Below are 21,473 nucleotides of genomic sequence, written 5' to 3'. Positions count from 1 at the left end.
CTCACACTGTCGCATCGGGAACACGCGCCGCTCGTGAGCCATGCTCGGCGCTACTCATGCCGCAGGATCCATTCTTGGCAGCCACAGCACCAGCGCGTGTCGTCAATCGCCTGATCGAGGGCCTCCCGCGCAGGGAGCGCCAATGGATGCTGGAACACTGCGAGCTGGTGGAACAGGATGTCGGTGACATTCTGTGCGAATCCGATCAGTCTCTTCGATACGTCTACTTTCCGCTCACAGGATTTATCTCGCTGGTAACCACGCCGCAGGATCATCAGCCACTGGAAATGGGATTGATTGGCAACGAGGGTATGCTCGGCGGAACGCTGGTGCTGGGGATTTCCACGATTCCTCTGCGCGCGGTGGTACGCGGTGCAGGGGTCCTGTTACGGATGACATCCGTGCAGTTACGGCGGCAATTGCACCGCAGTCCAGCACTGCGTCAGGCACTTCAACGCTACCTGTACGTGCTGATGGCACAACTGTCGCAACTCGCCGTATGCACCCATTTCCACGAGATCGAGCCACGATTGGCACGCTGGCTGCTGATGACGCACGACCGAGCCCATGCTGACCACTTCCATCTCACTCATGAGCAACTCGCCAATATGCTCGGGGTACGCCGAAGCGGCATAAGTGTCGCTGCCGGCGCATTTAGGCGAAGAAAGCTTATCCGCTATACCCGGGGCGAGATACATATCCTCGACCGAAAGGGACTTGAGGCTACCGCATGCGAATGCTATGACGCCTTAATCGAAGACTACGCGAAGCTTTTGGCGTAGACCAACTTATCCAGGGTACTACCCGCGAGCATGACGGATAGGCAGCTGACTAATCATCGTACGGTGGCGCATCCTTCACTGCCTGCCGGGTCAGGTCGACCGTGACAGTGTGGTCGAGCCAACTCACTTCCAGGATCGATCGCGGCTCGATGAGTACTTGATGGTCGGCCCACCCATTGTTGGTCTGCACGACCATGTATCGGATGGCCCAACTTTCCTCATCAACGAGCATGCCGCGCACGTGGCCGATATCGCCATCGATCGCGTCGATGTGGAAGTTCACCACAGCCTTGCAGCTACGCAGATTGGGATCATCTTGCAGGTCCGAGCCGACCTCAAGCATCCGCCGTTGATCGCGCTCGGCTTCGGGGACAAGTACAAACTCGTCAAGGCATTCCAGAAGGGCGGACATATCGTCGGCATGTGCGGTGACGGTGCCAACGACGCGCCCGCGCTGCGCCAGGCGCAGATCGGCATCGCTGTTTCGACGGCAACCGATGTCGCCAAATCGGCTGCCGGAATGGTGCTGACCAAATCGGGCCTCGCTGGGATCGTCGCCTCGGTCAAGGAAGGCCGCGTAATCTTCCAGCGCATCCTGACCTACACGCTGAACTCCATTACAAAGAAGATCGTGCAGGTGCTGTTCCTGGCCGTTGGCCTGATCATGACCGGACATGCGATCCTCACGCCCATGCCCATGGTGCTCATCATGATCACCGGTGACTTTCTCGGCATGTCACTGACGACCAAAAACGTGCGACCGTCACCCACGCCAAACGCGTGGAAGATCGGCCAGCTGACGATTGCCGGCGTCAGCATGGGTATCGACGAGTTGGTCTTTTGCGCATCCACTCTGGCCTTTGGCCTGTATCCCAGGCACTTCGACATGGACACGCTGCGGACGCTGACGTTCGTCGTGATCGTATTCGGCAATCAGGCGACGACTTATACCAATCGCGAACGTCGGCGCTTGTGGTCAACCCGTCCGAGTTCATGGCTCATTGCATCATCCGTTGGCGATGTCTTGATGGCCTCGACATTGGCCATCGCGGGAATCACCATGAAGCCCCTCCCCGTCTCGATGGTCGTTGGCACGCTCGTCGCTGCCTGCGTTTTCGCCGTCATCCTGGACTCGGTGAAGGTTCCAGTGTTTCGTCGTCTCGGGATCACCTGACGCGATCGCTCCCGCGCCTGTGGACGCCACAGTCTGACAAGCCCAGCTCGATCTGGGAGCAAATATCAAAGTCGCTCCGCGCGAAAATTCGAATCCGGACCAGTTCGTTATCTACGACCCAGCGTCGGTTCGCCCCGAATGAGAAACACATGCCGCTACTTCAGCTCATCTCCACCGCCCCATCCCAGCTTTACGCCATGAATGTCTATTTCCTGCTGCACGGCAGTTAACGCTGCCTGGAGGGTAGCGAGTTCTCGCAATGCATCGGGGGTGGGTGAACCTTTCGCGGCAGCCAAAGCTTCAACAGCGTTAAGACGAGAAGCCTCAAGACTTGCTCGAAGCGTATGCACAGGGTGCGGTGTTTTCATCGCGGGCTCCTTAGCCGTAGCGGCGGTCAAAAGCAGGAGGTCGATCATCTGACGTGGATACCTCCTCCAAACAATGCGCGTGGTGGAGACTGCCTGTTTGTGTGCTGTCGTACCCAACGGTCCTCCGACAGATCCACCATGGAATCATGCACGGGTGTGCGCTCGCTCCTTGTGAAGATCGTGACTATGTGGCGCAGACCGCCTGGCTGGCTGCGGCCCCCCCCCCCCCCGCACTCGACGCCGTACACACAGCCTCAACGCAGCGTGTGCCTATGCTTGCCACATGTAAACGAGCGACGGTTGCTGCGCTTTTCACGATACATGCGGGCTTGATCAAGCTCGGGAGCGCCATGCCGAATAGTCATAAGCCCCAGCAAAACCATTTGTTCCTTGCGTTGCCCACGGAAGCACGTGAGCGTGTATTCCCTCACCTTGAACTGGTGCAGATGCCACTGGGCCACGTCTTGTACGAGTCTGGAAACACCCTGCAGCACGTCTATTTTCCAACCGACGCCATCATTTCACTGCTGTACGTGATGGAAGATGGCGCATCGGCTGAGATCGCCGTGGTCGGCAATGAAGGCATGGTCGGCGTGGCGCTATTCATGGGTGGGGAAACCACGCCCAATCGTGCCGTGGTGCAGAGCGGTGGCTATGCCTACCGCCTCAGGGGAAAATTGCTGAAAGAGGAATTCAGTCTCTCTGGAGCATTGCAACACATGCTGTTGCGTTACACGCAGGCCCTTTTGACACAGATGGCGCAAACCGCGGTATGCAATCGCCATCATTCGGTTGATCAGCAGCTGTGCCGCTGGCTGCTGATGAGCCTGGACCGTCTGCCTTCCAACAAGCTCATCATGACCCAGGACCTTATTGCGAACATGCTGGGTGTAAGGCGGGAAGGCGTCACGCAAGCTGCCGGAAAACTTCAAGCCCAAGGCTTGATCACGTACCGCCGAGGGCACATCACCGTGCTTGACCGACCTGGACTGGAGCAAGCCTGTTGCGAGTGTTATGCCGTGGTGAAGCGCGAATTCGATCGCCTTCTGCCCGACATGGTCGCGAGTTGAGTCCTGTCTGGAATCAGTGCTCACCTGATGACACCAGAACCTGGGATTCGAATGAACCAGCCTCCTGAGAGCGTTGATCAGAAGCTCCAGAACATCCAGCAAAAAGCCTTCAGCTATTTTCGGCGTGAGTTCAATCCGGTCAATGGCCTGATTATCGACAAAACAGCACCAGACGGCGGCACATCGGGTTGGCCGGCAAGTATCGCAGCGGTAGGCTTTGCACTGGCGTCCTATCCGGTGGCGGTGGTCCGCGCGTTTCTTCCACGTCTTGAAGCAGTCCAACGGACGCTGACGACGTTGCGATTCTTTTCGCAGAGTGCTCAGGGGCCCGAGCCCGATGCAACCGGATATCGAGGCTTTTACTATCACTTTCTCGATATGCAGACCGGACGGCGCGCCTGGCAATGCGAGCTGTCGATCATCGATACTTCGCTATTGCTGGCCGGCATGCTCACGTGCGCAAGGTTCTTCGATGGAAACACGCCAGAAGAAAGCGAGATCCGATCGATCGCCGATGCTCTCTATCGTCGCGTGGAGTGGGACTGGGCGCTGGATAGCGATTCGACGGTAAGCATGGGATGGCGACCCGAGAGTGGCTTTCTAGGACCCTGCTGGAAAGGCTACAACGAAGCACTGTTGCTATATCTGCTAGCGCTAGGATCGCCTACGCATCCAATTTCTGCAGGCAGCTATCGAGTCTGGATGTCTGGCTATCAGTGGAAGCAGATCTATGGGCAGGAATATCTGTATGCCGGAGCCCTGTTTACACACCAGTTCCCCCACATCTGGGTCGATTTCCGCGGCATCCAGGATGCATTCATGCGCGACAAAGGCATCGACTATTTCGAAAATAGCCGCCGCGCAACCTATGTCCAGCGCCAGTACGCCATCGCCAATCCGCTCGGTTTCGCCGGGTATGGCCCCAACTGCTGGGGTCTCACCGCCTGCCAGGGTCCGGGACCGGATACTGTGCTGATTGACGGCATTGAGCGCCAGTTCTTCAACTATGTGGCACGCGGCGCGCCTTACGGTCCCGACGACGGCACGATCTCACCATCGACCGTGGTCGCGTCATTGCCGTTTGCACCTGAAATCGTGTTGCCGGCAATCGATCATTTTGTCGACGAACTCCAACTGCATGACGTGAATCCCTACGGCTTCAGGGCGACGATCAACCCGACCTACCACACAAAGGGAAACGGCATCGCCGGTTGGATATCGCATTGGCACTATGGCATCAATCAGGGACCCGCCCTGCTGATGGTCGAAAATCACCGAAGCGGTTTGCTATGGAAGTTGATGCGCGAATGCCCCTACCTCATTCGAGGGCTCAAGCGTGCGGGTTTCAGCGGTGGTTGGCTTTGAAGCCCGACGAGTTCCGAGGATCAGCCTGATCAGGTTCATCAAGTTCGGCGTGTGCCCGTATCGATTGCCCGGTCCGATGAAACGGTACTTTTTTTCGACAAGGCCTCGTAGCCAGAGATCACATCAAACAGCTCTTCGTCGATGGATTCCTGTCGTATGCGATGAAACTTGCCGTTCAGGTCTTCCAGAATTTCCTCAATGTTCTTTTCAGCACGTTGCATCGCCGCTAGACGGCTGGCGTTCTCGCTGGCGAGAGACTCCGCGCACGCCTGAAAAAGCAAGACAAACAGGTACTCTCGGATCAAAGCCTGGAGCGTCGGGACATTGCCTCCGATGACCTGAGGCAAATTCTTCGTCGGCCATGGAAGTCGTGCAAACGCAGCTTCCCATGTTCGATCCAGCGGAAGCAGCCGCCTGTTAACGGGCTCGTAAATAGCCCCGGCTTTTGGACGGTTATGGAAAACGTAGACTTCATCGATCTTCCCCTGCTCAAGTGCGGCCTCGATTTCGACAAGGATCTGGCCGACAAGTGGGGTTATGCCGTTGACGGACGCTGGAACGGACAAGACAACAACAAGGCTGGGGTCGATATCCGTCATGAGTGATTGAATGCGCTCCCCCACTGCCCACATTTTCTTTGTCTTGCCGGGTAACTTCCTGAGCACGTTCTGCGCGGACTCCATCAAGACCTCGTTGAATCCACCGACGAGGCCCTGGTCGGACCCAAAAATAACCGCGCCTATCTTGCATACCGCTGCTTTTTGATCAGCAGTGACCGGTGCCGGATTACCCTCGCGAAGGCATGCTGACAATCCAAGCTCCACTGTGCGGTAGTAGTCATCCAACGATTCCACGGCCTTCTCGTATTGTCCAATGCTTGAGGCGGCCAAGGCTTTCATCGAACGGACCACGCCTTCCAGATCGCCAGCGCTGGCAATTTTTCGAGCTAAAGCCTGCAGGTTTCCGCTCATGTTGCAGAGTTAGGGTCGTGTTTGGCCTCAGGCGGCGTCTGGAATGGCGCAAGCGCACGAGTCACGACTTCCAGAATTGCCTTGCGGTCGGCATCACTTTGCTTGTCGGCTGTAGATAGTCGTTCTATCACGTCCGCCGGAATATCGGCTGCAGCCTTCCGCAGTGCCTGCTCTGCGTCGTTCACTCTTTCAAGTGACACCTTGTCGAACAGACCTTCAGTTAGCGCCAGAAGCATGGCGATCTGCTCAAGTAGAGATACCGGTTGGGATTCCGATTGTTTAAGGCACGCGCGAATGCGCCGCCCATGATCGATAGACTGGCGAGTGGATTCGTCCAGACGGGTACCAAACTTGGCAAATGCTTCCAATTCCTCAAACTGCGCATAAGCAAGCTTGATATTGCCGGCTACCGCACGATACGCAGCGCGCTGCGCGGCTCCGCCCACTCGCGAAACGGACTTGCCGACATCGACGGCGGGAAGAACACCTAGTTCAAACAAAACCGGTGAAAGATATATCTGCCCGTCAGTAATCGAGATGAGATTGGTCGGGATGTAAGCAGAGATGTCCTGCGCTTCCGTTTCAACGATGGGAAGTGCAGTGAGCGACCCACTGCCGCGTTCCTGGCCAAGATGCGTTGCCCGTTCCAGCATCCGTGAATGAATATAGAAGATGTCGCCGGGGAACGCTTCGCGACCGGGTGGACGACGAAGCAGAAGAGAAAGCTCACGATAGGCACGGGCATGTTGCGTCAGGTCGTCGAAAACGATCAGTACATCACGCCCCTTCTCCATGAAGTATTCTGCAATGCTCGTCGCCGCGTAAGGCGTGATGTAGACGAGGCCTGGCGCTTCGTTACCTTCGGCGACCACGACCACGGTGTAGTCCATGGCGCCCTTTTCGCTCAGGTTGGCCACGACCTTGGCCACCGCAGAGGCGCGCTGACCTATCGCGCAGTAAATGCAAAGTACGTTTTGTCCTCGCTGGTTCAGGATAGTGTCGATGGCGATGGCCGTTTTCCCTGTCTGGCGGTCTCCCAGAATCAACTCGCGCTGACCGCGCCCGATCGGAATAAGCGCATCAACAACCTTCAGCCCGGTCTGCAACGGTACGGTGACTGGCGCGCGATCCATGATCGCAGGAGCAGCGCGCTCGACCGGCAGACGCTGGTCAGTAGCGGGCACACCTTTACCGTCGAGCGGCCGGCCCAACGGATCGATCACGCGACCGAGTAGCGCCTCCCCCACCGCCACGTCCATGACGCGTCCGGTGCGGGCGACTTCATCGCCTGCGCGCAACGCCGCATATTCGCCGAGCAAAATGACGCCGATCTCGTCCTCATCCACATTGAATGCAATGCCAAGCAGGCCACCGGGAAACTGCAGCAACTCCTCATAGCCCACGCCGGGAAGGCCTGAAACCGTCGCAATGCCCGTGGATACATTGGTGACAAATCCCACTTCTCGCAGCGTCAGCTGCGGCGTAAAAGCTGTCCGCGCACGACTGATGCTCTCGAACGCCCGGTCGAATACACTCTGCAAGCTTTCAGGTCCGACGCTCATGAGCTCTTGGCGACGGGTATGGCCACCGTCTTGGTCTGAGGCGTTGCCGCAAACTTTGTCTGCTGATTCAGATCTTCGTCGGACTCTTTTCTCAACGAAGCAAGGTAACTGGCGATAGTCCACCCAACTTTTTGCCCCCCAGCGGTGAACTCGATCCCTGCGATCTGCTCCGGCGCGGTGTCGAATCGAAGCCCAATCGTGGTGGCGAAGGTGTCGTTGAGTGCTTTTTTTATCGTAGCCTGTTGCTCGGCTGGCAGGTCGAATGCACTGCGAACGACAGCTGGATCGGACGATGCCGTGAGCGCAGCTGTCAATGTCTTCTTCGTATTGTTGTCCATCTCGCCCAGGCGACGAACAAAGACTTCTGCAAGGCGTTCTTCCAAGCTTGCCGTGGAGAGATCCGCCAATGCTTTTCGTGCGATGGCAAAGACTTCATCCTGGGTCCGCCGACAGATGGCCTGATTGAGGTCGTGGGTCTCGGCGATGAGCGCTTCCTGCCGCCGCTCACTCAAAGCATCTGCTGCCTTGCGTGCCTCATCAACCAGCCGTTGACCCTCAGCTTTTGCCTCGTCGTTGGCTTTGCTGAGAAGCGCGCCACGCTGTTCATCAAATGCCTTGTTCTTGCTCTGAAATTCGTCATGCTCCTTTTGTGCCTCACTCTTTTTCAAATCGGCATCGGCGAGTTCTGAAGCAATCCGCTTCTCCCGGGCATCGATGGCGTTGAGGATGGGGTGATAGAGAAAGCGCTTCAACAACCACACCAGGACCAAAAAGTTCAGCGCCTGGGCCACGACGGTGAACCAGTCGATGAGCATGGCTTACTTTCCTCCAGCTTGGGCGATGAAGTGGCTCCAGAATGGATTGGCAAAGATCAGAATCATCGAGACGACGAAGCAGTAAATTGCTGTCGACTCGATCATCGCCAAGCCGACGAACAAGGTCCGCGTGATCGTGGCTGAAGCATCCGGCTGCTGCGCCAGCGAAGTCATCGCCGTGGCAACTGCCCGACCTTCGCCAAGTGCCGGGCCCATGCAACCGAAACCTGTCGTCAGTCCGGCGGTGACGATTGATGCGACGGCGATAAGCATGCTGCTGTCCATGGGAGATCCTTTGTCGGTAATGCTGCACTTTCAAGGCTTGGGTGCGGGCTCAGCCTTTGGGCTATGTTTCGTCTTGCGGACGACGGTAGCGGCCGCAATGTAAACGGCCGCGAGAATGCTGAAGATGTAGGCCTGCACCATCCCGGTGAGCAAACCGAGCGCGGTCATGACGATCGGAAATAGATACGGAGTAATCGTGAGCAAAATGGCAATGATCATCGCCCCGCTCATCATGTTGCCGAACAAGCGGACCGCCAGGGCTAGTGTTCGGGAAATCTCGCTGATGATGTTGAACGGCAGCATGATCGGTGTCGGCTCCACATAGGTCCTGAGATAGCCGAGAAAGCCCAGCTGACGCATGCCGAATAGCGGCACCGCGATGAACACACACAGCGCCAGCGCCGCTGTGGTCGAAAGTGAACCCGTCGGCGGCATATAGCCGGGAATCACGGTGCAAAGACTGGCCGTGGCTACAAACAGGAACAGCGTGCCAAGAAAGCCGAGATATTTCTCTGGGTGACTCAGACCGACCTCTTTGATCTGTTCACCGATGCCGGTAACGATGATCTCCAGCGCGGCTTGCCAACGTGAAACTTCTCCGTCAGTCGCAAGCTTGCGGGTGATGAGCTTGGCGCCAAGCGACATCGCCAGCATCAGGGCCCAGGTCGTGACCATCGTTCCATTGAGTTTGACAAAACCGTACTGCCAAAAGATCTGCTGATCGGAAGTGAGGTTCACAGCGCACCTCCCGTGAGCCGTTTCGCCGTCTTTTCGCGGGGCACGGCGATGAATCGAGTCACCACGATGCGCGAGACGAGGAATCCAACCATGCAAGCTACCAAACCCTGCCAACCGCCTTGCAGCGCGATATAAAATCCAGTGACAGTGACCGTGGTCCGTAGCAGGAAGCTACCCAGGATCAGCATTGCCGGCTGCGGAGATGCAAGGCCCCTATGGATCGTCCACCAAAGGCCGCCGAAGAAAAACGCCCCGAGCAGAACACCTGCAAGCAGTGCCAGGGTGAGGCTGAAGACTTCACTCATCATCGTCCTCCGAGTCGTCGTGCATGGCCTTGTCTTCCTGTGCTATCCAGTGCCAGGCGTTGGCGCAACCGACGACCAATCCGGCGACCAGCAGCGCAAGCGTCCAGGAATGTGCGCCCGGGTGACGCTTGTCCCACCACAGGCCGAGCATCGCGCCGAGGATTGTTGGCACCGCGACCGACCAACCGATAAGTCCGAACATGCCCAAGCCAAACCAGACACCTTGTTTGGCATGGCGCTGCACTCGTAGCTTTCGCGCAGCCTTTGCGGCAACCTCCGCGCTGAAGCGCGTCTCCTGGCTCGATGCTGAACTTTTGAGTTCATCGTTCATGTTGGAATTCCGCAAAGCGGCTGATAAGCCCGCTCTCCATTTTGGCTACCGCAACGCGTACATCCCGCTCCTGTTCGTCGACAGTCAGGAACTCGCGTTTCACGGCATCATGCAGTTCGGCAAGACTCGGGCCGCCGATGGCTCGTCGGACGGATACGTACACATCCGCGCCCGCTTTGGCCAGCACCCCCTCATCGACGGCGAGGTAAACGGTTCCGTCCGCTTCCGTTACATAGATCAGAATTCCGGGGACGAGTGCTGCGACGCAATCGAGGCGGTGAGGCAGGATGCCGAATGAGCCGTCTCGCGTTTCGGCGACGACACGTGACACTTCGGCCTTCTCAAGGAAGACGCCGTAAGGAAGCAGCACTCTAAGTTTCATGAGCGTTGGCCGGTTCGCTCTTGGGTTGCGGATCAGGCTTGGATTCCGGTGCGGAGCCTGGTTTCCTGGCCTCGCCAATGGCACCGATCATGTAAAGCGCGCTTTCCGGATAGTCCTTGAACTCATCGCGCAGAATGCGTTCGCAGCCATCCAGAGAATCTTGCAGGCTGACAAGCTTTCCCTTGACGCCGCTGAATTGCTCCGTGGCAAAAAACGGTTGCGTCAGAAATCGTTCCAGTCGTCGCGCGCGCGCAACGACCTTACGGTCCTGCGGCGAAAGCTGCTCCAGGCCAAGCATGGCGACGACATCCTTGAGGTCGTCGTATTGCGCGAGGGTCCGCCGGATATCCTGGGCCAGCTTGTAATGCCGATCGCCAACAATGCCGGGTGTGGCCATTTTTGAATTGGACTGCAGTAGGTCAATGGCGGGATAAAGGCCTTCGCTCGCCCGCTTGCGCGACAACACGATCGACGCGGAGAGATGCGAAAACACATGCACCGCCGCCGGATCAGTCAGATCGTCCGCCGGTACATACACCGCCTGAATCGACGTAATGGCGCCGGCTTGGGTATTGGCAATGCGCTCTTCCAACCCCGAAAGCTCAGTGCTCATGGTCGGTTGATAGCCAAGACGAGACGGCATCTGACCCATCAAGCCAGACACTTCCATGCCGGCCTGGATGAAACGAAAGATGTTGTCGATCAGCAACAGGACATCGCGATGCTCGTCGTCGCGGAAGTACTCCGCCATCGTCAGTGCTGCAGCCCCCACCCGAAATCGGCTGCCGGGTGGCTCATTCATCTGGCCAAAGACCATCACCATGTTTGGCAGCACACCGGCGGCCTTCATGTCGCGATAGAGTTCCTCGCCCTCGCGGCAACGTTCTCCAATGCCGCAGAAAATGCTCACCCCTTGCTGGTGCCCAACCATGTTGTGAATCATCTCGGTGAGCAGTACGGTTTTGCCGACGCCTGCGCCACCGAACAAACCCGCCTTGCCACCCCGCTCCAACGGCACCAGGACATCGATGGCCTTGATACCTGTCTCGAAGATCTCGGACTTCGTGGAACGTTCGGACAACGACGGTGGAGCTCGATGAACGGAGCGCCATTGGATATCCGACGGCGCCGGCAGGTGGTCTATGGCATGGCCGAACACATCGAACATTCGGGAAATGATCTGCTTGCCAACGGGCGCCCGCAAAGGGCCGCCCGTGTCTTCTACCAGCATTCCCCGAGCCAGTCCCTGCGTCGGCGTCAAGGCAATGCCCCGCACGCGGCACGCATCGAGGTGAGCCATCACTTCGATGACGATCTGTCCCGACTCGCCGACACGAAGCAACGAATTGATAGCCGGCAGGCAGTGATCGAAGCGGACATCGACTACGCTGCCACGCACCGAGACGACCGCCCCATGATTCGTTGCGGCGGCTTGATCGCTCAACGGCTTTTCGCTGGCCTGGGGGAGCAAGGTGGGCATGTGAACTATTCAACCTCCCCACTTTTCTGCAGAGCGGGCTTGATCCAGCCACTTCCAGTTTCGAATCTCAGGCAAGTCCTGGCCGTGCTTGTCGATGTAATGCTTGTGCTCGATCAATTTGTCGCGCATCTGCTGCTTGAGGTAGGCCCCCTTCGATCCCAGGTGCGGCAGACGATCGATGACGTCCTGTACGAGATGAAAGCGATCCAGGTCGTTCTGCACGCGCATGTCAAAAGCCGTCGTTATCGTGCCCTCTTCCTTGTAGCCGCGGACGTGCAGGTTGCGGTTGGTGCGGCGGTACGTCAGCCGATGGACCAGCCACGGGTAGCCGTGAAACGCAAAGATGATGTGCTTGTCTTCAGTGAACAACGAGTCATAGTCCTTGTCGCTCAATCCGTGAGGATGCTCTGAACAGGATTGCAGCTTCATCAGATCGACGACGTTGACGACGCGAATCTTCAGATCGGGGAGATGCTCACGCAAGATGGAAACGGCGGCGAGAACCTCCAACGTGGGTGTGTCACCACAACAACCAAACACTACGTCCGGCTCGGAATCCTGATCGTTGCTCGCCCATTGCCAGATACCGATACCTTCGGTGCAATGAAGGACTGCGGCTTCCATCGTCAGCCATTGCGGGAGTGCGTGCTTGCCGGCCACCACCACGTTGACATAGTTTCGACTGCGCAGGCAGTGATCGATGACTGACAGTAGACAGTTCGCATCGGGCGGAAGGTACGCGCGCACGATGTCCGCTTTCTTGTTAATCACATGATCGAGAAAGCCGGGGTCTTGATGAGTAAAGCCGTTGTGATCTTGTTGCCACACGTGTGAGGCAAGCAGATAGTTCAACGACGCAATGGGGCGACGCCATGGCAATTCCTTGGTGACCTTTAGCCACTTGGCGTGCTGACTGAACATCGAGTCGACGATGCGGATGAACGCCTCGTAGCTGTTGAACAGACCGTGCCGACCGGTCAGCAGATAGCCTTCCAGCCAGCCCTCGCACTGGTGCTCGCTGAGCATCGAGTCAAGCACCCGACCGGTGGGCTCGAGGAATTCATCGTTATCCTGCTTGCGCGCATCCCACTGGCGATCAGTCACTTCAAACACCGCGCCCAGGAGATTGGAGAGCGTTTCATCGGGGCCGAACAGGCGAAAATTGCGCTGATCCTGATTGAGCTTGGCTACGTCGCGCAGAAACTTGCCCAGCACCATGGTGTCCTGGGCATCAGTGGCCCCGGGCGAAGTTACATTAACCGCATGGTCGCGGAAGTCCGGCATGTGCAGATCACGCAACAGCAAGCCGCCGTTGGCGTGCCGATTGGCGCCCATGCGCCGATCTCCCTTCGGCGCCAACTCAGCCAATTCCGGTATGAGGCAGCCATTTTCGTCGAACAGCTCCTCGGCCTTGTAACTCTTCATCCAGCTTTCAAGTAACTCAACATGGTCGGGATGCGCGGCATCCACCAGCAACGGTACCTGGTGCGACCGAAAGGTGCCCTCGATTTGCAGGCCGTCGACAATTTTCGGACCCGTCCAACCCTTCGGCGACCTGAGCACGATCATCGGCCAACGTGGTCGAGCGGTATCACTCTCGTCCCGCGCGTGCTTCTGGATGTTCCGGATGTCGTCCATGGCCTTGTCCAATGTGCTGGCCATGAGCTCGTGCATCTTGTCCGGCTCATCGCCCTCCACAAAGTGAGGCGTCCAGCCACTGCCCCGGAAAAACTGATCGAGCTCGTCATGCTCGATGCGCGCCAGCACCGTCGGGTTGCTGATCTTGTAGCCATTGAGGTGCAGGATCGGCAGCACGACACCGTCAGTGATCGGATCAAGCAGTTTGTTGGATTGCCATGCAGTCGCCAATGGCCCCGTTTCCGCCTCACCATCGCCGATGACACAGGCGACGATCAGGCCGGGATTGTCGAACGCAGCGCCAAAGGCGTGGCTCAGCGAGTACCCCAGCTCACCGCCTTCGTGAATCGAGCCCGGCGTCGTGGGGGCCACATGACTGGATATTCCCCCTGGAAACGAGAATTGCTTGAATAGTTTTTTCAGTCCAGCTTCGTCCTGGGTGAGATCGGGATAAATCTCGCTCCAGGTGCCTTCGAGATAGACATTCCCTACAACGGCGGGTCCGCCATGACCGGGGCCCGCAATGTAAAACATGTCCAGGTCATACTCTTTGATGATCCGGTTCAGATGCACATAAATGAAATTCTGGCCAGGGGTCGTTCCCCAATGGCTAACCACCAACGGCTTCACATGTTCCAGTGTCAGTGGCTCGCGCAGGAGTGGATTGTCGTAGAGATAGATCTGACCGACCGACACATAATTAGCAGCACGCCAATACGCGTCCACCTTGTGAAGCATTTCCGCTGTCAACGTGGCATTTTTCATGGTCTGGTTTTCCGCATTAGCCGAGATGGAGGACGCGAATGACAGATTTCGCGATCATGAGTTCTTCGTCGGTGCGTATGACACGCACCTTGACGCGCCCGGCATCGGACGAAATCACCGATGCGTGCTGTGCGTTGCGTTGGAGGTCCACCTCGACACCTAGAAAGCCGAGGCCATCACAGATCCGCTCCCGCACGATCGAGGCGTTCTCTCCGATGCCCCCAGCGAACGCCAGCGTATCCAGCCCACCCAAGACGGCCGCGAATGCGCCAATCCATTTCTTGGCCTGGTAACAAAACAGCGCGACCGCCTCAGCTGCCCGCACGTCGTGCGTCTCATGATCGAGCAGGTCACGCATGTCCGAACTGGTTTCCGAGACGCCAAGCAAACCGGATCGGCTTGTGACCATCGTGTTGAATTGCGCCGCGCTCATTGCCTCAGTGCGTGCCAGATACCCGACCAGCCCGGGGTCGAGGTCACCGCAACGCGTACTCATGGGCAATCCGGAGGTCGGAGTGAATCCCATGCTGGTATCCGCGGCTTTGCCGTGGAGGACCGCCGCCATGCTGGCACCATTGCCGAGGTGAGCGAGGATCACGCGACCCGTGGTCGCCGCGGGATCACCGAGGCGGGTCAGCTCCTCCATCAGGAATGCATACGACAGACCGTGAAATCCATATCGACGCACACCCTGCGCCTCGTACCGCCGAGGGATTGGCAATAGCTTGGCCACGCGTGGCATGTCGCCATGGAAGGCCGTATCGAAACACGCCACTTGCGGTAAATCAGGAAACCGGCGACGAACCACTTCGGTCAACAGAAGCTCTTCTGGAAGATGCTCGGGATCGAAAGGAATGAGGCGCCGTACGTCCTCGATCAATTCATCGGTGATCAACTGTGGCTCGCTATACTTCGGCCCTCCCTGCACCACGCGATGCCCTACCGCGGCCAAGACCTCAGAGCGTGGCCGTTGCTGGATCCAGTCCATCAGGATATCCACGGCAATCGCGTGATCTGGCGCCGCCACCGTCCGCGAAAAGCAGTCCACCGCGCTCAAGTCTTTTACCCAAAAAGTGGCCTGGGGCTGGCCGATCCGATCAATGCCACCCTCCAGCACCCGACACAGCAAATGACTGGATTCGAACAGCGCAAACTTGATGCTCGACGATCCTCCATTAATGGTCAGGATGCGTGGTTTAGCAGTTGCCATGGATGACTCCTTCGAGTGGATGATCTTCTCTTCCTGCCGCCCGCTCTGTACGTTGCCGCACACTGGGCGGTGGAAGCACCCTGAGCTCTGCACATCAACGACTGTCACGTGATATGCAATGTGAAATAGGCCATCACAGATACCAGTAGCGCATCGTCATCGATGCGAATGCCGGACACGCAACCATCGAGTGCTTTCTTCATCGCTCAGGTGATCTGCAACGCATGCTCCAGCGCCAGTCCCACTCGGGATCATTTGCAGTCCGCAACGAAAGAGTTCGTCCCGGGCGTTGGAGTTCGCGCTGAGTGCGACAGCGCACAGACGGCCAACCCCCAAACGCGCAACGTACTGACGTGCTTACTGCTTGGGTTCTGCCCATCGTTTTGTGGTGGCCACTGCAGCCATGAGTTGGACGTTTGCCATAGCAGTTCCTGTTGAGCCTGATCGAACCGCTGGTGATACAAGACTGGAAGAACGATGGTCTTGGGTGTCCGCCAGTCGTCGACAGCACCACGCTTGGCCCCAGACGGAGATCGCATCATGTCTGCCATTCCTACTGAACATCTTCCAAACAAGGCTCCCTTTGCCGAGATCGAAGGCGATCATTGGATGGAGAAGCTGAAGGACGGCAGTCATGTATTGCTGCGGCCGATTCGTCCCGAAGATCGGGAGCGTGAACGCAAATTCATCGAAAGTCTGTCGTCTGAAGCATGCCATTTCCGCTTTCTCGGCGAAATTCGTGAGGCGAGTCCGAAGCTGCTCGACCAAATGGTGAACGTCGACTATCAAAACAGCATGGCCTTCATCGCGCTGGTGCACGACAACGGGGTGCTGCGCGAGGTAGGCGTGAGCCGGTACAGCGCTTCGGGAGACGACAAGCATTGCGAGTGTGCAGTGACCGTTGCTGACGATTGGCAACATCGGGGCCTCGGCGTGGCATTGATGCGTCATCTCATCGACTTGGCGCGCCGAAACGGCTTCCGCCAGATGTTTTCGATGGATTCGTCAGCCAACGAGCCGATGCGTGAGTTAGCGCACTACCTAGGTTTCCAGTGCACGCGCGATCCCGAAGATTCCACACAGGTTATTCATACCCTCGATTTGTGATTCAAATTTCTGAAAGATTTTGGGCGATCTCCAAAGCAACCCACGTCGAACGGCGTCATCTAGGGCGCGGGTCCAGCTTTCCTACTCCCGACTGCCACTGACGACCTGTTGGGGGAAAAGAAATGGGGGCTCGGCCCTACGGCGGTGGTGCTCAAACAATCCCACGGGTTCACGTATGGGTTTCTGATCAACCAGATTTGGTCAATCGCCAGCATGAAAAGCGATCTCAATCGTGGGCCGGTGAGTAGCACCTACTTTCAACCCTTTTTTCACTACACAACACCCACGGCCTGGACGTACGGCGTCGATCTCGAGTCAAGCTACGATGGGCACGCGCATGAAGCCCGCGTACCGATAAATTTGTCCGTGGGGAAACTCATGAAATTTGGCAAGTTGCCGGTCAGCTTCACAGGCAGCGTACGCTATTGGCTGGCCGGCAACGATACTGCCCCTCAAGGTTGGGGATATCGCTTCGTCGTCACATTCCTATTCCCCAAATAGTATTGTGCGCGAAAAACGGGGGCCACAGTGCACTTCCATCGAGAAGCCCGTGCTTAGGTCCCAAGTCTTCCAACATTCCTTACTGAGCCATAGGTCAGCCGTTGAACGACTCGGCAACCGCCAGCCACAAAAAAAAATTTCTGTTATGCGGGTTTTAGCCTGCTTCAGGCAATGAGGCTATGAAACTATCGAATGGTGCAAGAGGTGGACCCAAACGTCGAAGGTAATCAGGTCAATCTACATCTGGCTCGGGCGTTGGCCGTTAAATAACGATCTCGTCGTATCAAAGGACCGACGCATGATGCGAACCAGTCGAAGCCCCTCTACCGTCAATAGCCAGCCCTGAACGTCCGAAAGGCGCGTCTTTGGCTCGATCGTGCTGAGCGCAAAGAGTGACATCCTTGCATCCTATCAATCGTTCGCGCGAACGTGCGCGTAAGTCGAACGTGCCTCCGTTATCTGGTCGGAGTGAGTCGCGACCCACTGCGCAAGCGCCCGGACCGGGCGCAGGAAATCCTTTCCCAGGTCTGTAAGTGCGTACTCGACCTGCGGTGGTCTAACGGGGGTCACGGTCCGTTTCACCAAACCATTTTCCTCGAGTTCCTTTAGCGTTTGGGTCAGCATTTTTTGACTGATCTCCCCAACGTCTCTGCGAAGCGCATTGAACCGACGCGGCCCGCGACCCAGTGTTCGGATCACCAGCACCGTCCACTTATCGCAGATCCGCGCGAGCATTCGGCTGATGTGTTCGCAAGCAGCGGGATCCTTGTGTTCACCTGGTTTCGAAATGGTGCCTTCTTGTGCCATCACGGGAATCCTCCTAGGCTGGTTTCTCTTGGTAACTACCATACAGGACGAAACCATGACTGATAAGCCCCGCATTGCCCTCATCATCGGCTCCACCCGCCCGACGAGGTTCGCTGACAAGCCAGCCCAATGGATGCTGAAACAAGCCCAGGCGCGCCAGGACATGGAGGTGGAGGTGATCGATCTGCGCGATCATCCGCTGCCTTTCTTCGCCGAGGTCGCATCAAATCTGCGCGTTCCCAGCAAAGATCCCGAAGCCATCCGGTGGCAGCAAACCATCGGCCAGTACGACGGCTATATCTTCGTCGTTGCTGAATACAATCACTCGATTACCAGTGCACTCAAGAACGCGCTGGATCAAGCCTACAAAGAGTGGAATCGCAAGCCTTTCACCGCGATCGGCTATGGAAGCGTGGGCGCAGGACGCGCCATTGAGCACCTGCGAGGGATCGGCGTTGAATTGCAGATGGTCGCCACCCGCGGCGCAGTCCACATTGGCGGCAGCGACTTCATGGCCGTATTCCCCATGGGTGGCAACAAGCCTATCGAGGATATCGAGGCTGGGCTATTGCCTTCGGCCACGGCCGCCCTCGACGACCTGGTCTGGTGGGCCAAGGCGACGATGGCCGCGCGAGCAGCAGCTGCTGCTTAACCACCCCTCAGGCGGGCCGCGCCCTACGCCGGCCCGCGAATCTCATGACGGGCGTTTAGCTCGATGAGTGAAACCGCTAAGAGAAGCTGCAATGAGTATCGATCAACTCCCCACCTATTTCCTGAGCCATGGCGGCGGCCCCTGGTCCTTCGTCGAAGAGCCCAGGCGCCAGAATTACGCCAACCTCGAGCAGTCTTTGATCGCGTTGAGGCCTGAGCTGCAAAGCCCGGTTCGGGCGGTGCTGATCATTTCCGGCCATTGGGAAGAACGCGGCTTCGCCATCTCTTCCGCCGCCAAACCGGGCATGCTCTTCGACTACGGGGTTTCCCAGACTACCTCTATCGCATCAGCTACGCGGCCCCAGGATCACCCGATGTTGCCGCCCGAGTCCGCGATCTGCTGGCAGCGGGTGGCATGCCCGTCCGATTGGATGGTGAACGTGGCTACGACCACGGCACGTTCAGTCTCATGAAGGTGTTGGCACCGAACGAGAACGTGCCGATCGTCCAGCTCTCGCTTGACGTCGGCATGGACCCGGCAGTGCACCTTCAGGTGGGTCGCCTGCTTGCTCCACTGCGCCGGGAGGGCGTGCTGATCATCGGCAGCGGATTCAGTTATCACAACTTCGCCATTCGTGACGCGCGCGCCGCGCCCATATCCCAGCACTTCGATGCGTGGTTGCAACATGTGCTCGTGGAATCGGAACCCGCCGAACGCACCGAACTACTGATTCGATGGGAAGACGCGCCTTATGCCCGCGACGCACATGCACGCGAGGATCATCTGATCCCGCTCATGGTGGCGGTCGGAGCGGCAGAGGACGAGCCAGGCGCCTGCGTCTATCACGAAACGGCTTTTATGCGGTTTGTCACGGCGTCGAGCTTTCGCTTTGGGAGCCCTCTCAGTGGCGCCGCCGTGTGAGTGTTGCCTGGAAAGCGCTGATCGCCATGGCAAGCCAAACGCCAGCACTCACGTCGTAACGCAAGCCAAAGGATGTCACCCTTCATGAAGTCAACAAACCCCGCCAACTGGATCCTGGTCACCGGCACGTCGACTGGATTCGGCCACGCCACAACCTTTACGCTGGCAGAAAACGGTTACCGAGTCCTGGCCGCGGTGCGAAAGCAGGAAGACATCGAATCGCTCCTGGCCGAGGCGGAGACACGTCGCGTTGTGGGATCCGTTGAGCCGATCATTCTGGATGTGACGGACGCCGGCCAGATTTCGGCGGCAGTGGAAATTGTCAGGGCCAAAATCGCGGCCGGAGGCAGGCTCCACGCCATCGTTCACAATGCGGGCGCGCAATGGGCCGGGCCAATCGAGACAATGCCACTGACTGAGTGGCGATCCCAATTCGACGTGCTTTTCTTCGGCCCCATTGCTCTTACCCAGCAGCTCCTTCCACACCTTCGCGCCTCACGCGGGCGAGTTATCAACGTGACCTCCATCGGCGGGATCATGCCGGGGCCGATGATTGCCGCCTATCAAGCGGCGAAGGCCGCGTTCGAGGCAGTGAGCGACTCGATGCGGATTGAGTTCTCTCCATTCGGCGTTCATGTCTCCGCCATCGCTCCCGGCTCCATTTCCACGCCGATGCTCAACCGGTCCTCCGACCAGCTCAACAGGCTCGCGGATGCCCTGCCGAAAAGCCTTCAGCCCGTCTATGCGGATGCCCTACGTGCGTTCGCGAAGACTGTCGCGTCCGCCCAGAGATTTTCAACCTCTCCGGCGAAGGCATCGCTGACGATCCTCCGAGCTGTGACAGCGCCCCGTCCCCGAACCCGTTACCTGATCGGGACGGACGCGAAGCTCTCCGCGTTCCTCAAGCACAATCTTCCCGACCGTTGGATGGATGCGCTTATCTTCCGGCTGGTTGGTCTGCCGCGGCGGGTAAAGCACCACGCGGGTGAGTAGAAAATCCAACCACACAGGGGCGGACGAAACCGCACCGTCTTGGGGTGAAACCGACAACTCACTTCGTGTTCGATGGAAGAATTGCGATCAAAGGTGGGCGTAGCGAAAGTGAGTTGTCAGCTCACCGCTGCTATACCGCGCTCGGCCCTTTTGAATCCGCAGATTGTCCAGACGGAGATTCAGTGCGTTGCCGTCAGCAAACCTCACATGCTCACCGTGACTTGCTTCGGCGAGCAGGCGCGCAATGCGCAACTTCGTTCTGCGTCGCCAGCCCGTTCCCGAAAGAGAAAGATGTGGGGTTGCCACGCACCGACAAGCGACAAGGCCCCTCCTCCTAGGCTGCAGGTTTTATCCAGATCGCCGGCCTGAGGGCCTTGCTGCGCCTCGTCGGTCAGACCGGTCTTTCCTTCTAGGCTGCGTGTTTTACCCTCCCGCTGGATCAGCGCAGGTGGAGAGATTTTCCTTGGTCCAACAATGGCGCTTGGGCGTGTCTTCTATCTAAGCTCGCGGTTTTACCCGGCTCACTAGGCAGTGGCGACACCCTGGAAGCCTTCTTATATCGATATGTTGGTCTTATCCGGGCACTTGACACGACGAACTGGCAGAGTCAGAATTTGGTATGTCTACCAACCAATTCGCCAATGAAGCCGGAATCTGCCATGCAGGATCGTAGGGAAATCATCATCGAGGCGGGCCTTGCTACGTTGCGGGAGCACGGCTTCGTCGGTTTCACGCAGCCCAGAGTGGCCCAGCTTGCGGGACTGCGCCAGAGTCATCTCACGTACTACTATCCCACTCGTCTGGATTTGCTCACGGCTGTTGCTCGTGCTGCGATCGACCGGCAGCTTGGCGCGGCTGACAAAGTATTGGGTGGGACCACGAGGCAAGTCGCGCAAGCGATGTCGAAGACGGTGGTCCACCATGAGGACACGCGAGTCATGATGGCTCTAGCGCAGGCCGCCGATCAGGAAGCCCCTCTACGGGAATTATTCCGCGAGCTAGCGGACGCCATCGTTGGGCGATCCAGCCAGTTCTTGAAAAGCCTGAACAACGAATCGACGGTGGAAGACGCCCGTCTATTGCACGCCTTACTGGTTGGACTGGCGGTGGTGGACCTGGCGACGGGACGGCCGGATGGTGCCAAACGCACGACCGCAGTGCTCGATCGCGCACTGAAGCTACTTTTGAGTTCATAAAACGGCAGTGGCCGCATCAGCGCCGCGCGCCCAGACACCCCTATCAAATTCGGAG

Annotated in this window: 24 protein-coding genes; 10 read left to right on the top strand and 14 right to left on the bottom strand. The window is 57.9% G+C overall.

The genetic code is table 11. The annotated features are described in order from the left end of the window. Nucleotides 1-74 precede the first annotated feature (74 nt). A complete protein-coding gene (locus tag HDE77_RS01595) occupies nt 75-782 on the top strand; it encodes a Crp/Fnr family transcriptional regulator (protein ID WP_255482475.1) in 708 nt (235 codons plus the stop codon). Between the two features lie 49 nt (nt 783-831). On the opposite strand, the gene HDE77_RS01590 is transcribed toward HDE77_RS01595, so the two are convergent. After that, nucleotides 832-1,065: a hypothetical protein gene (locus HDE77_RS01590; RefSeq protein ID WP_184415614.1), complete on the bottom strand. Its 234-nt coding sequence runs from the start codon at nt 1,063-1,065 to the stop codon at nt 832-834. A gap of 33 nt (nt 1,066-1,098) precedes the next feature. Between HDE77_RS01590 and HDE77_RS01585 the strand changes: the two genes are divergently transcribed. After that, on the top strand, nt 1,099-1,956 hold the full coding sequence (locus HDE77_RS01585; protein WP_221444071.1) for an HAD-IC family P-type ATPase: 858 nt from the start codon (nt 1,099-1,101) through the stop codon (nt 1,954-1,956). A 155-nt stretch (nt 1,957-2,111) separates the two neighbouring features. Here the strand turns inward: HDE77_RS01585 and HDE77_RS01580 are convergent, their stop codons facing one another. Next, nucleotides 2,112-2,324 (bottom strand): hypothetical protein, encoded by a 213-nt coding sequence (locus HDE77_RS01580; RefSeq protein WP_184415383.1) that lies wholly within the window; start codon nt 2,322-2,324, stop codon nt 2,112-2,114. Nucleotides 2,325-2,512: 188 nt separating this feature from the next. On the opposite strand from HDE77_RS01580, the gene HDE77_RS01575 reads away from it, so the two are divergent. After that, nucleotides 2,513-3,394 carry a Crp/Fnr family transcriptional regulator gene (locus HDE77_RS01575; protein ID WP_343206034.1) on the top strand — a complete coding sequence of 294 codons (882 nt, stop codon included), beginning with the start codon at nt 2,513-2,515 and terminating at the stop codon, nt 3,392-3,394. Between the two features lie 51 nt (nt 3,395-3,445). Continuing rightward, a complete protein-coding gene (locus HDE77_RS01570) occupies nt 3,446-4,759 on the top strand; it encodes a glucoamylase family protein (protein WP_184415382.1) in 1,314 nt (437 codons plus the stop codon). Between the two features lie 38 nt (nt 4,760-4,797). On the opposite strand, the gene HDE77_RS01565 is transcribed toward HDE77_RS01570, so the two are convergent. The 11 genes from HDE77_RS01565 to HDE77_RS01515 are packed head-to-tail and all read right to left on the bottom strand — an operon-like array spanning nt 4,798 to nt 15,241. Continuing rightward, complete coding sequence (locus tag HDE77_RS01565; protein WP_184415381.1) at nt 4,798-5,730, bottom strand: F0F1 ATP synthase subunit gamma; 933 nt, start codon at nt 5,728-5,730, stop codon at nt 4,798-4,800. Then, nucleotides 5,727-7,292 (bottom strand): alternate F1F0 ATPase, F1 subunit alpha, encoded by a 1,566-nt coding sequence (locus tag HDE77_RS01560; protein WP_184415380.1) that lies wholly within the window; start codon nt 7,290-7,292, stop codon nt 5,727-5,729. The genes HDE77_RS01565 and HDE77_RS01560 overlap by 4 nt, the downstream gene beginning before the upstream one ends. Then, nucleotides 7,289-8,107 carry a F0F1 ATP synthase subunit delta gene (locus HDE77_RS01555; protein WP_184415379.1) on the bottom strand — a complete coding sequence of 273 codons (819 nt, stop codon included), beginning with the start codon at nt 8,105-8,107 and terminating at the stop codon, nt 7,289-7,291. The genes HDE77_RS01560 and HDE77_RS01555 overlap by 4 nt, the downstream gene beginning before the upstream one ends. A 3-nt stretch (nt 8,108-8,110) precedes the next feature. After that, the gene (locus tag HDE77_RS01550) at nt 8,111-8,392 is read right to left on the bottom strand and encodes a F0F1 ATP synthase subunit C (protein WP_184415378.1); all 282 of its coding nucleotides are present in this window, start codon (nt 8,390-8,392) and stop codon (nt 8,111-8,113) included. Nucleotides 8,393-8,422: 30 nt separating this feature from the next. Beyond that, on the bottom strand, nt 8,423-9,130 hold the full coding sequence (locus tag HDE77_RS01545; RefSeq protein ID WP_184415377.1) for a F0F1 ATP synthase subunit A: 708 nt from the start codon (nt 9,128-9,130) through the stop codon (nt 8,423-8,425). Beyond that, nucleotides 9,127-9,435, bottom strand: a complete 309-nt coding sequence (locus tag HDE77_RS01540) for an ATP synthase subunit I (RefSeq protein WP_184415376.1) — start codon at nt 9,433-9,435, stop codon at nt 9,127-9,129. Before HDE77_RS01540 ends, HDE77_RS01545 begins: the two co-directional genes overlap by 4 nt. Beyond that, nucleotides 9,428-9,766 (bottom strand): AtpZ/AtpI family protein, encoded by a 339-nt coding sequence (locus tag HDE77_RS01535; RefSeq protein WP_184415375.1) that lies wholly within the window; start codon nt 9,764-9,766, stop codon nt 9,428-9,430. Before HDE77_RS01535 ends, HDE77_RS01540 begins: the two co-directional genes overlap by 8 nt. Continuing rightward, nucleotides 9,756-10,136: a F0F1 ATP synthase subunit epsilon gene (locus tag HDE77_RS01530; RefSeq protein WP_221444069.1), complete on the bottom strand. Its 381-nt coding sequence runs from the start codon at nt 10,134-10,136 to the stop codon at nt 9,756-9,758. The genes HDE77_RS01535 and HDE77_RS01530 overlap by 11 nt, the downstream gene beginning before the upstream one ends. Nucleotide 10,137: 1 nt before the next feature. Beyond that, the gene (atpD, locus tag HDE77_RS01525) at nt 10,138-11,628 is read right to left on the bottom strand and encodes a F0F1 ATP synthase subunit beta (protein ID WP_184415373.1); all 1,491 of its coding nucleotides are present in this window, start codon (nt 11,626-11,628) and stop codon (nt 10,138-10,140) included. A gap of 9 nt (nt 11,629-11,637) precedes the next feature. Continuing rightward, the gene (locus HDE77_RS01520) at nt 11,638-14,058 is read right to left on the bottom strand and encodes a phosphoketolase family protein (RefSeq protein WP_343206046.1); all 2,421 of its coding nucleotides are present in this window, start codon (nt 14,056-14,058) and stop codon (nt 11,638-11,640) included. Then, a complete protein-coding gene (locus HDE77_RS01515) occupies nt 14,048-15,241 on the bottom strand; it encodes an acetate/propionate family kinase (RefSeq protein WP_184415371.1) in 1,194 nt (397 codons plus the stop codon). The genes HDE77_RS01520 and HDE77_RS01515 overlap by 11 nt, the downstream gene beginning before the upstream one ends. Nucleotides 15,242-15,781: 540 nt before the next feature. On the opposite strand from HDE77_RS01515, the gene HDE77_RS01510 reads away from it, so the two are divergent. Together HDE77_RS01510 and HDE77_RS01505 are read left to right on the top strand one after the other, a co-directional pair. After that, complete coding sequence (locus HDE77_RS01510; RefSeq protein WP_184415370.1) at nt 15,782-16,348, top strand: GNAT family N-acetyltransferase; 567 nt, start codon at nt 15,782-15,784, stop codon at nt 16,346-16,348. Nucleotides 16,349-16,456: 108 nt separating this feature from the next. Next, nucleotides 16,457-16,849 (top strand): hypothetical protein, encoded by a 393-nt coding sequence (locus HDE77_RS01505; RefSeq protein WP_184415369.1) that lies wholly within the window; start codon nt 16,457-16,459, stop codon nt 16,847-16,849. A gap of 411 nt (nt 16,850-17,260) precedes the next feature. Here HDE77_RS01505 and HDE77_RS01500 read toward each other — a convergent pair whose 3' ends face one another. Next, nucleotides 17,261-17,656, bottom strand: coding sequence for a helix-turn-helix domain-containing protein (locus HDE77_RS01500; RefSeq protein WP_184415590.1), 396 nt, complete (start codon nt 17,654-17,656; stop codon nt 17,261-17,263). 28 nt (nt 17,657-17,684) lie between these two features. On the opposite strand from HDE77_RS01500, the gene HDE77_RS01495 reads away from it, so the two are divergent. The 4 genes from HDE77_RS01495 (at nt 17,685) to HDE77_RS01480 (ending at nt 21,418) form a co-directional block, all read left to right on the top strand. Then, nucleotides 17,685-18,308: an NAD(P)H-dependent oxidoreductase gene (locus tag HDE77_RS01495; protein WP_221444068.1), complete on the top strand. Its 624-nt coding sequence runs from the start codon at nt 17,685-17,687 to the stop codon at nt 18,306-18,308. 258 nt (nt 18,309-18,566) lie between these two features. Further along, on the top strand, nt 18,567-19,229 hold the full coding sequence (locus HDE77_RS01490; protein WP_221444067.1) for a class III extradiol ring-cleavage dioxygenase: 663 nt from the start codon (nt 18,567-18,569) through the stop codon (nt 19,227-19,229). 84 nt (nt 19,230-19,313) lie between these two features. After that, on the top strand, nt 19,314-20,222 hold the full coding sequence (locus tag HDE77_RS01485) for an SDR family NAD(P)-dependent oxidoreductase (protein WP_184415368.1): 909 nt from the start codon (nt 19,314-19,316) through the stop codon (nt 20,220-20,222). Nucleotides 20,223-20,863: 641 nt separating this feature from the next. Continuing rightward, the gene (locus HDE77_RS01480) at nt 20,864-21,418 is read left to right on the top strand and encodes a TetR family transcriptional regulator (protein ID WP_221444066.1); all 555 of its coding nucleotides are present in this window, start codon (nt 20,864-20,866) and stop codon (nt 21,416-21,418) included. Nucleotides 21,419-21,473 lie beyond the last annotated feature (55 nt).

The organism is Rhodanobacter sp. MP7CTX1 (assembly GCF_014205795.1).
Lineage (GTDB): Bacteria > Pseudomonadota > Gammaproteobacteria > Xanthomonadales > Rhodanobacteraceae > Rhodanobacter.
Note: the sequence above shows the minus strand (reverse complement) of the source record. Positions and strands in the feature narration are given on the sequence as shown.

What these genes read in the sequence shown, in the direction of transcription:
- HDE77_RS01540 (WP_184415376.1), bottom strand. Translation starts at nt 9,435, where the DNA reads ATGAGTGAAGTCTTCAGCCTCACCCTGGCACTGCTTGCAGGTGTTCTG.
- HDE77_RS01500 (WP_184415590.1), bottom strand. Translation starts at nt 17,656, where the DNA reads ATGGCACAAGAAGGCACCATTTCGAAACCAGGTGAACACAAGGATCCC.
- HDE77_RS01580 (WP_184415383.1), bottom strand. Translation starts at nt 2,324, where the DNA reads ATGAAAACACCGCACCCTGTGCATACGCTTCGAGCAAGTCTTGAGGCT.
- HDE77_RS01570 (WP_184415382.1), top strand. Translation starts at nt 3,446, where the DNA reads ATGAACCAGCCTCCTGAGAGCGTTGATCAGAAGCTCCAGAACATCCAG.
- atpD (WP_184415373.1), bottom strand. Translation starts at nt 11,628, where the DNA reads ATGCCCACCTTGCTCCCCCAGGCCAGCGAAAAGCCGTTGAGCGATCAA.
- HDE77_RS01565 (WP_184415381.1), bottom strand. Translation starts at nt 5,730, where the DNA reads ATGAGCGGAAACCTGCAGGCTTTAGCTCGAAAAATTGCCAGCGCTGGC.
- HDE77_RS01515 (WP_184415371.1), bottom strand. Translation starts at nt 15,241, where the DNA reads ATGGCAACTGCTAAACCACGCATCCTGACCATTAATGGAGGATCGTCG.
- HDE77_RS01485 (WP_184415368.1), top strand. Translation starts at nt 19,314, where the DNA reads ATGAAGTCAACAAACCCCGCCAACTGGATCCTGGTCACCGGCACGTCG.
- HDE77_RS01555 (WP_184415379.1), bottom strand. Translation starts at nt 8,107, where the DNA reads ATGCTCATCGACTGGTTCACCGTCGTGGCCCAGGCGCTGAACTTTTTG.
- HDE77_RS01560 (WP_184415380.1), bottom strand. Translation starts at nt 7,292, where the DNA reads ATGAGCGTCGGACCTGAAAGCTTGCAGAGTGTATTCGACCGGGCGTTC.
- HDE77_RS01480 (WP_221444066.1), top strand. Translation starts at nt 20,864, where the DNA reads ATGAAGCCGGAATCTGCCATGCAGGATCGTAGGGAAATCATCATCGAG.
- HDE77_RS01550 (WP_184415378.1), bottom strand. Translation starts at nt 8,392, where the DNA reads ATGGACAGCAGCATGCTTATCGCCGTCGCATCAATCGTCACCGCCGGA.
- HDE77_RS01510 (WP_184415370.1), top strand. Translation starts at nt 15,782, where the DNA reads ATGTCTGCCATTCCTACTGAACATCTTCCAAACAAGGCTCCCTTTGCC.
- HDE77_RS01535 (WP_184415375.1), bottom strand. Translation starts at nt 9,766, where the DNA reads ATGAACGATGAACTCAAAAGTTCAGCATCGAGCCAGGAGACGCGCTTC.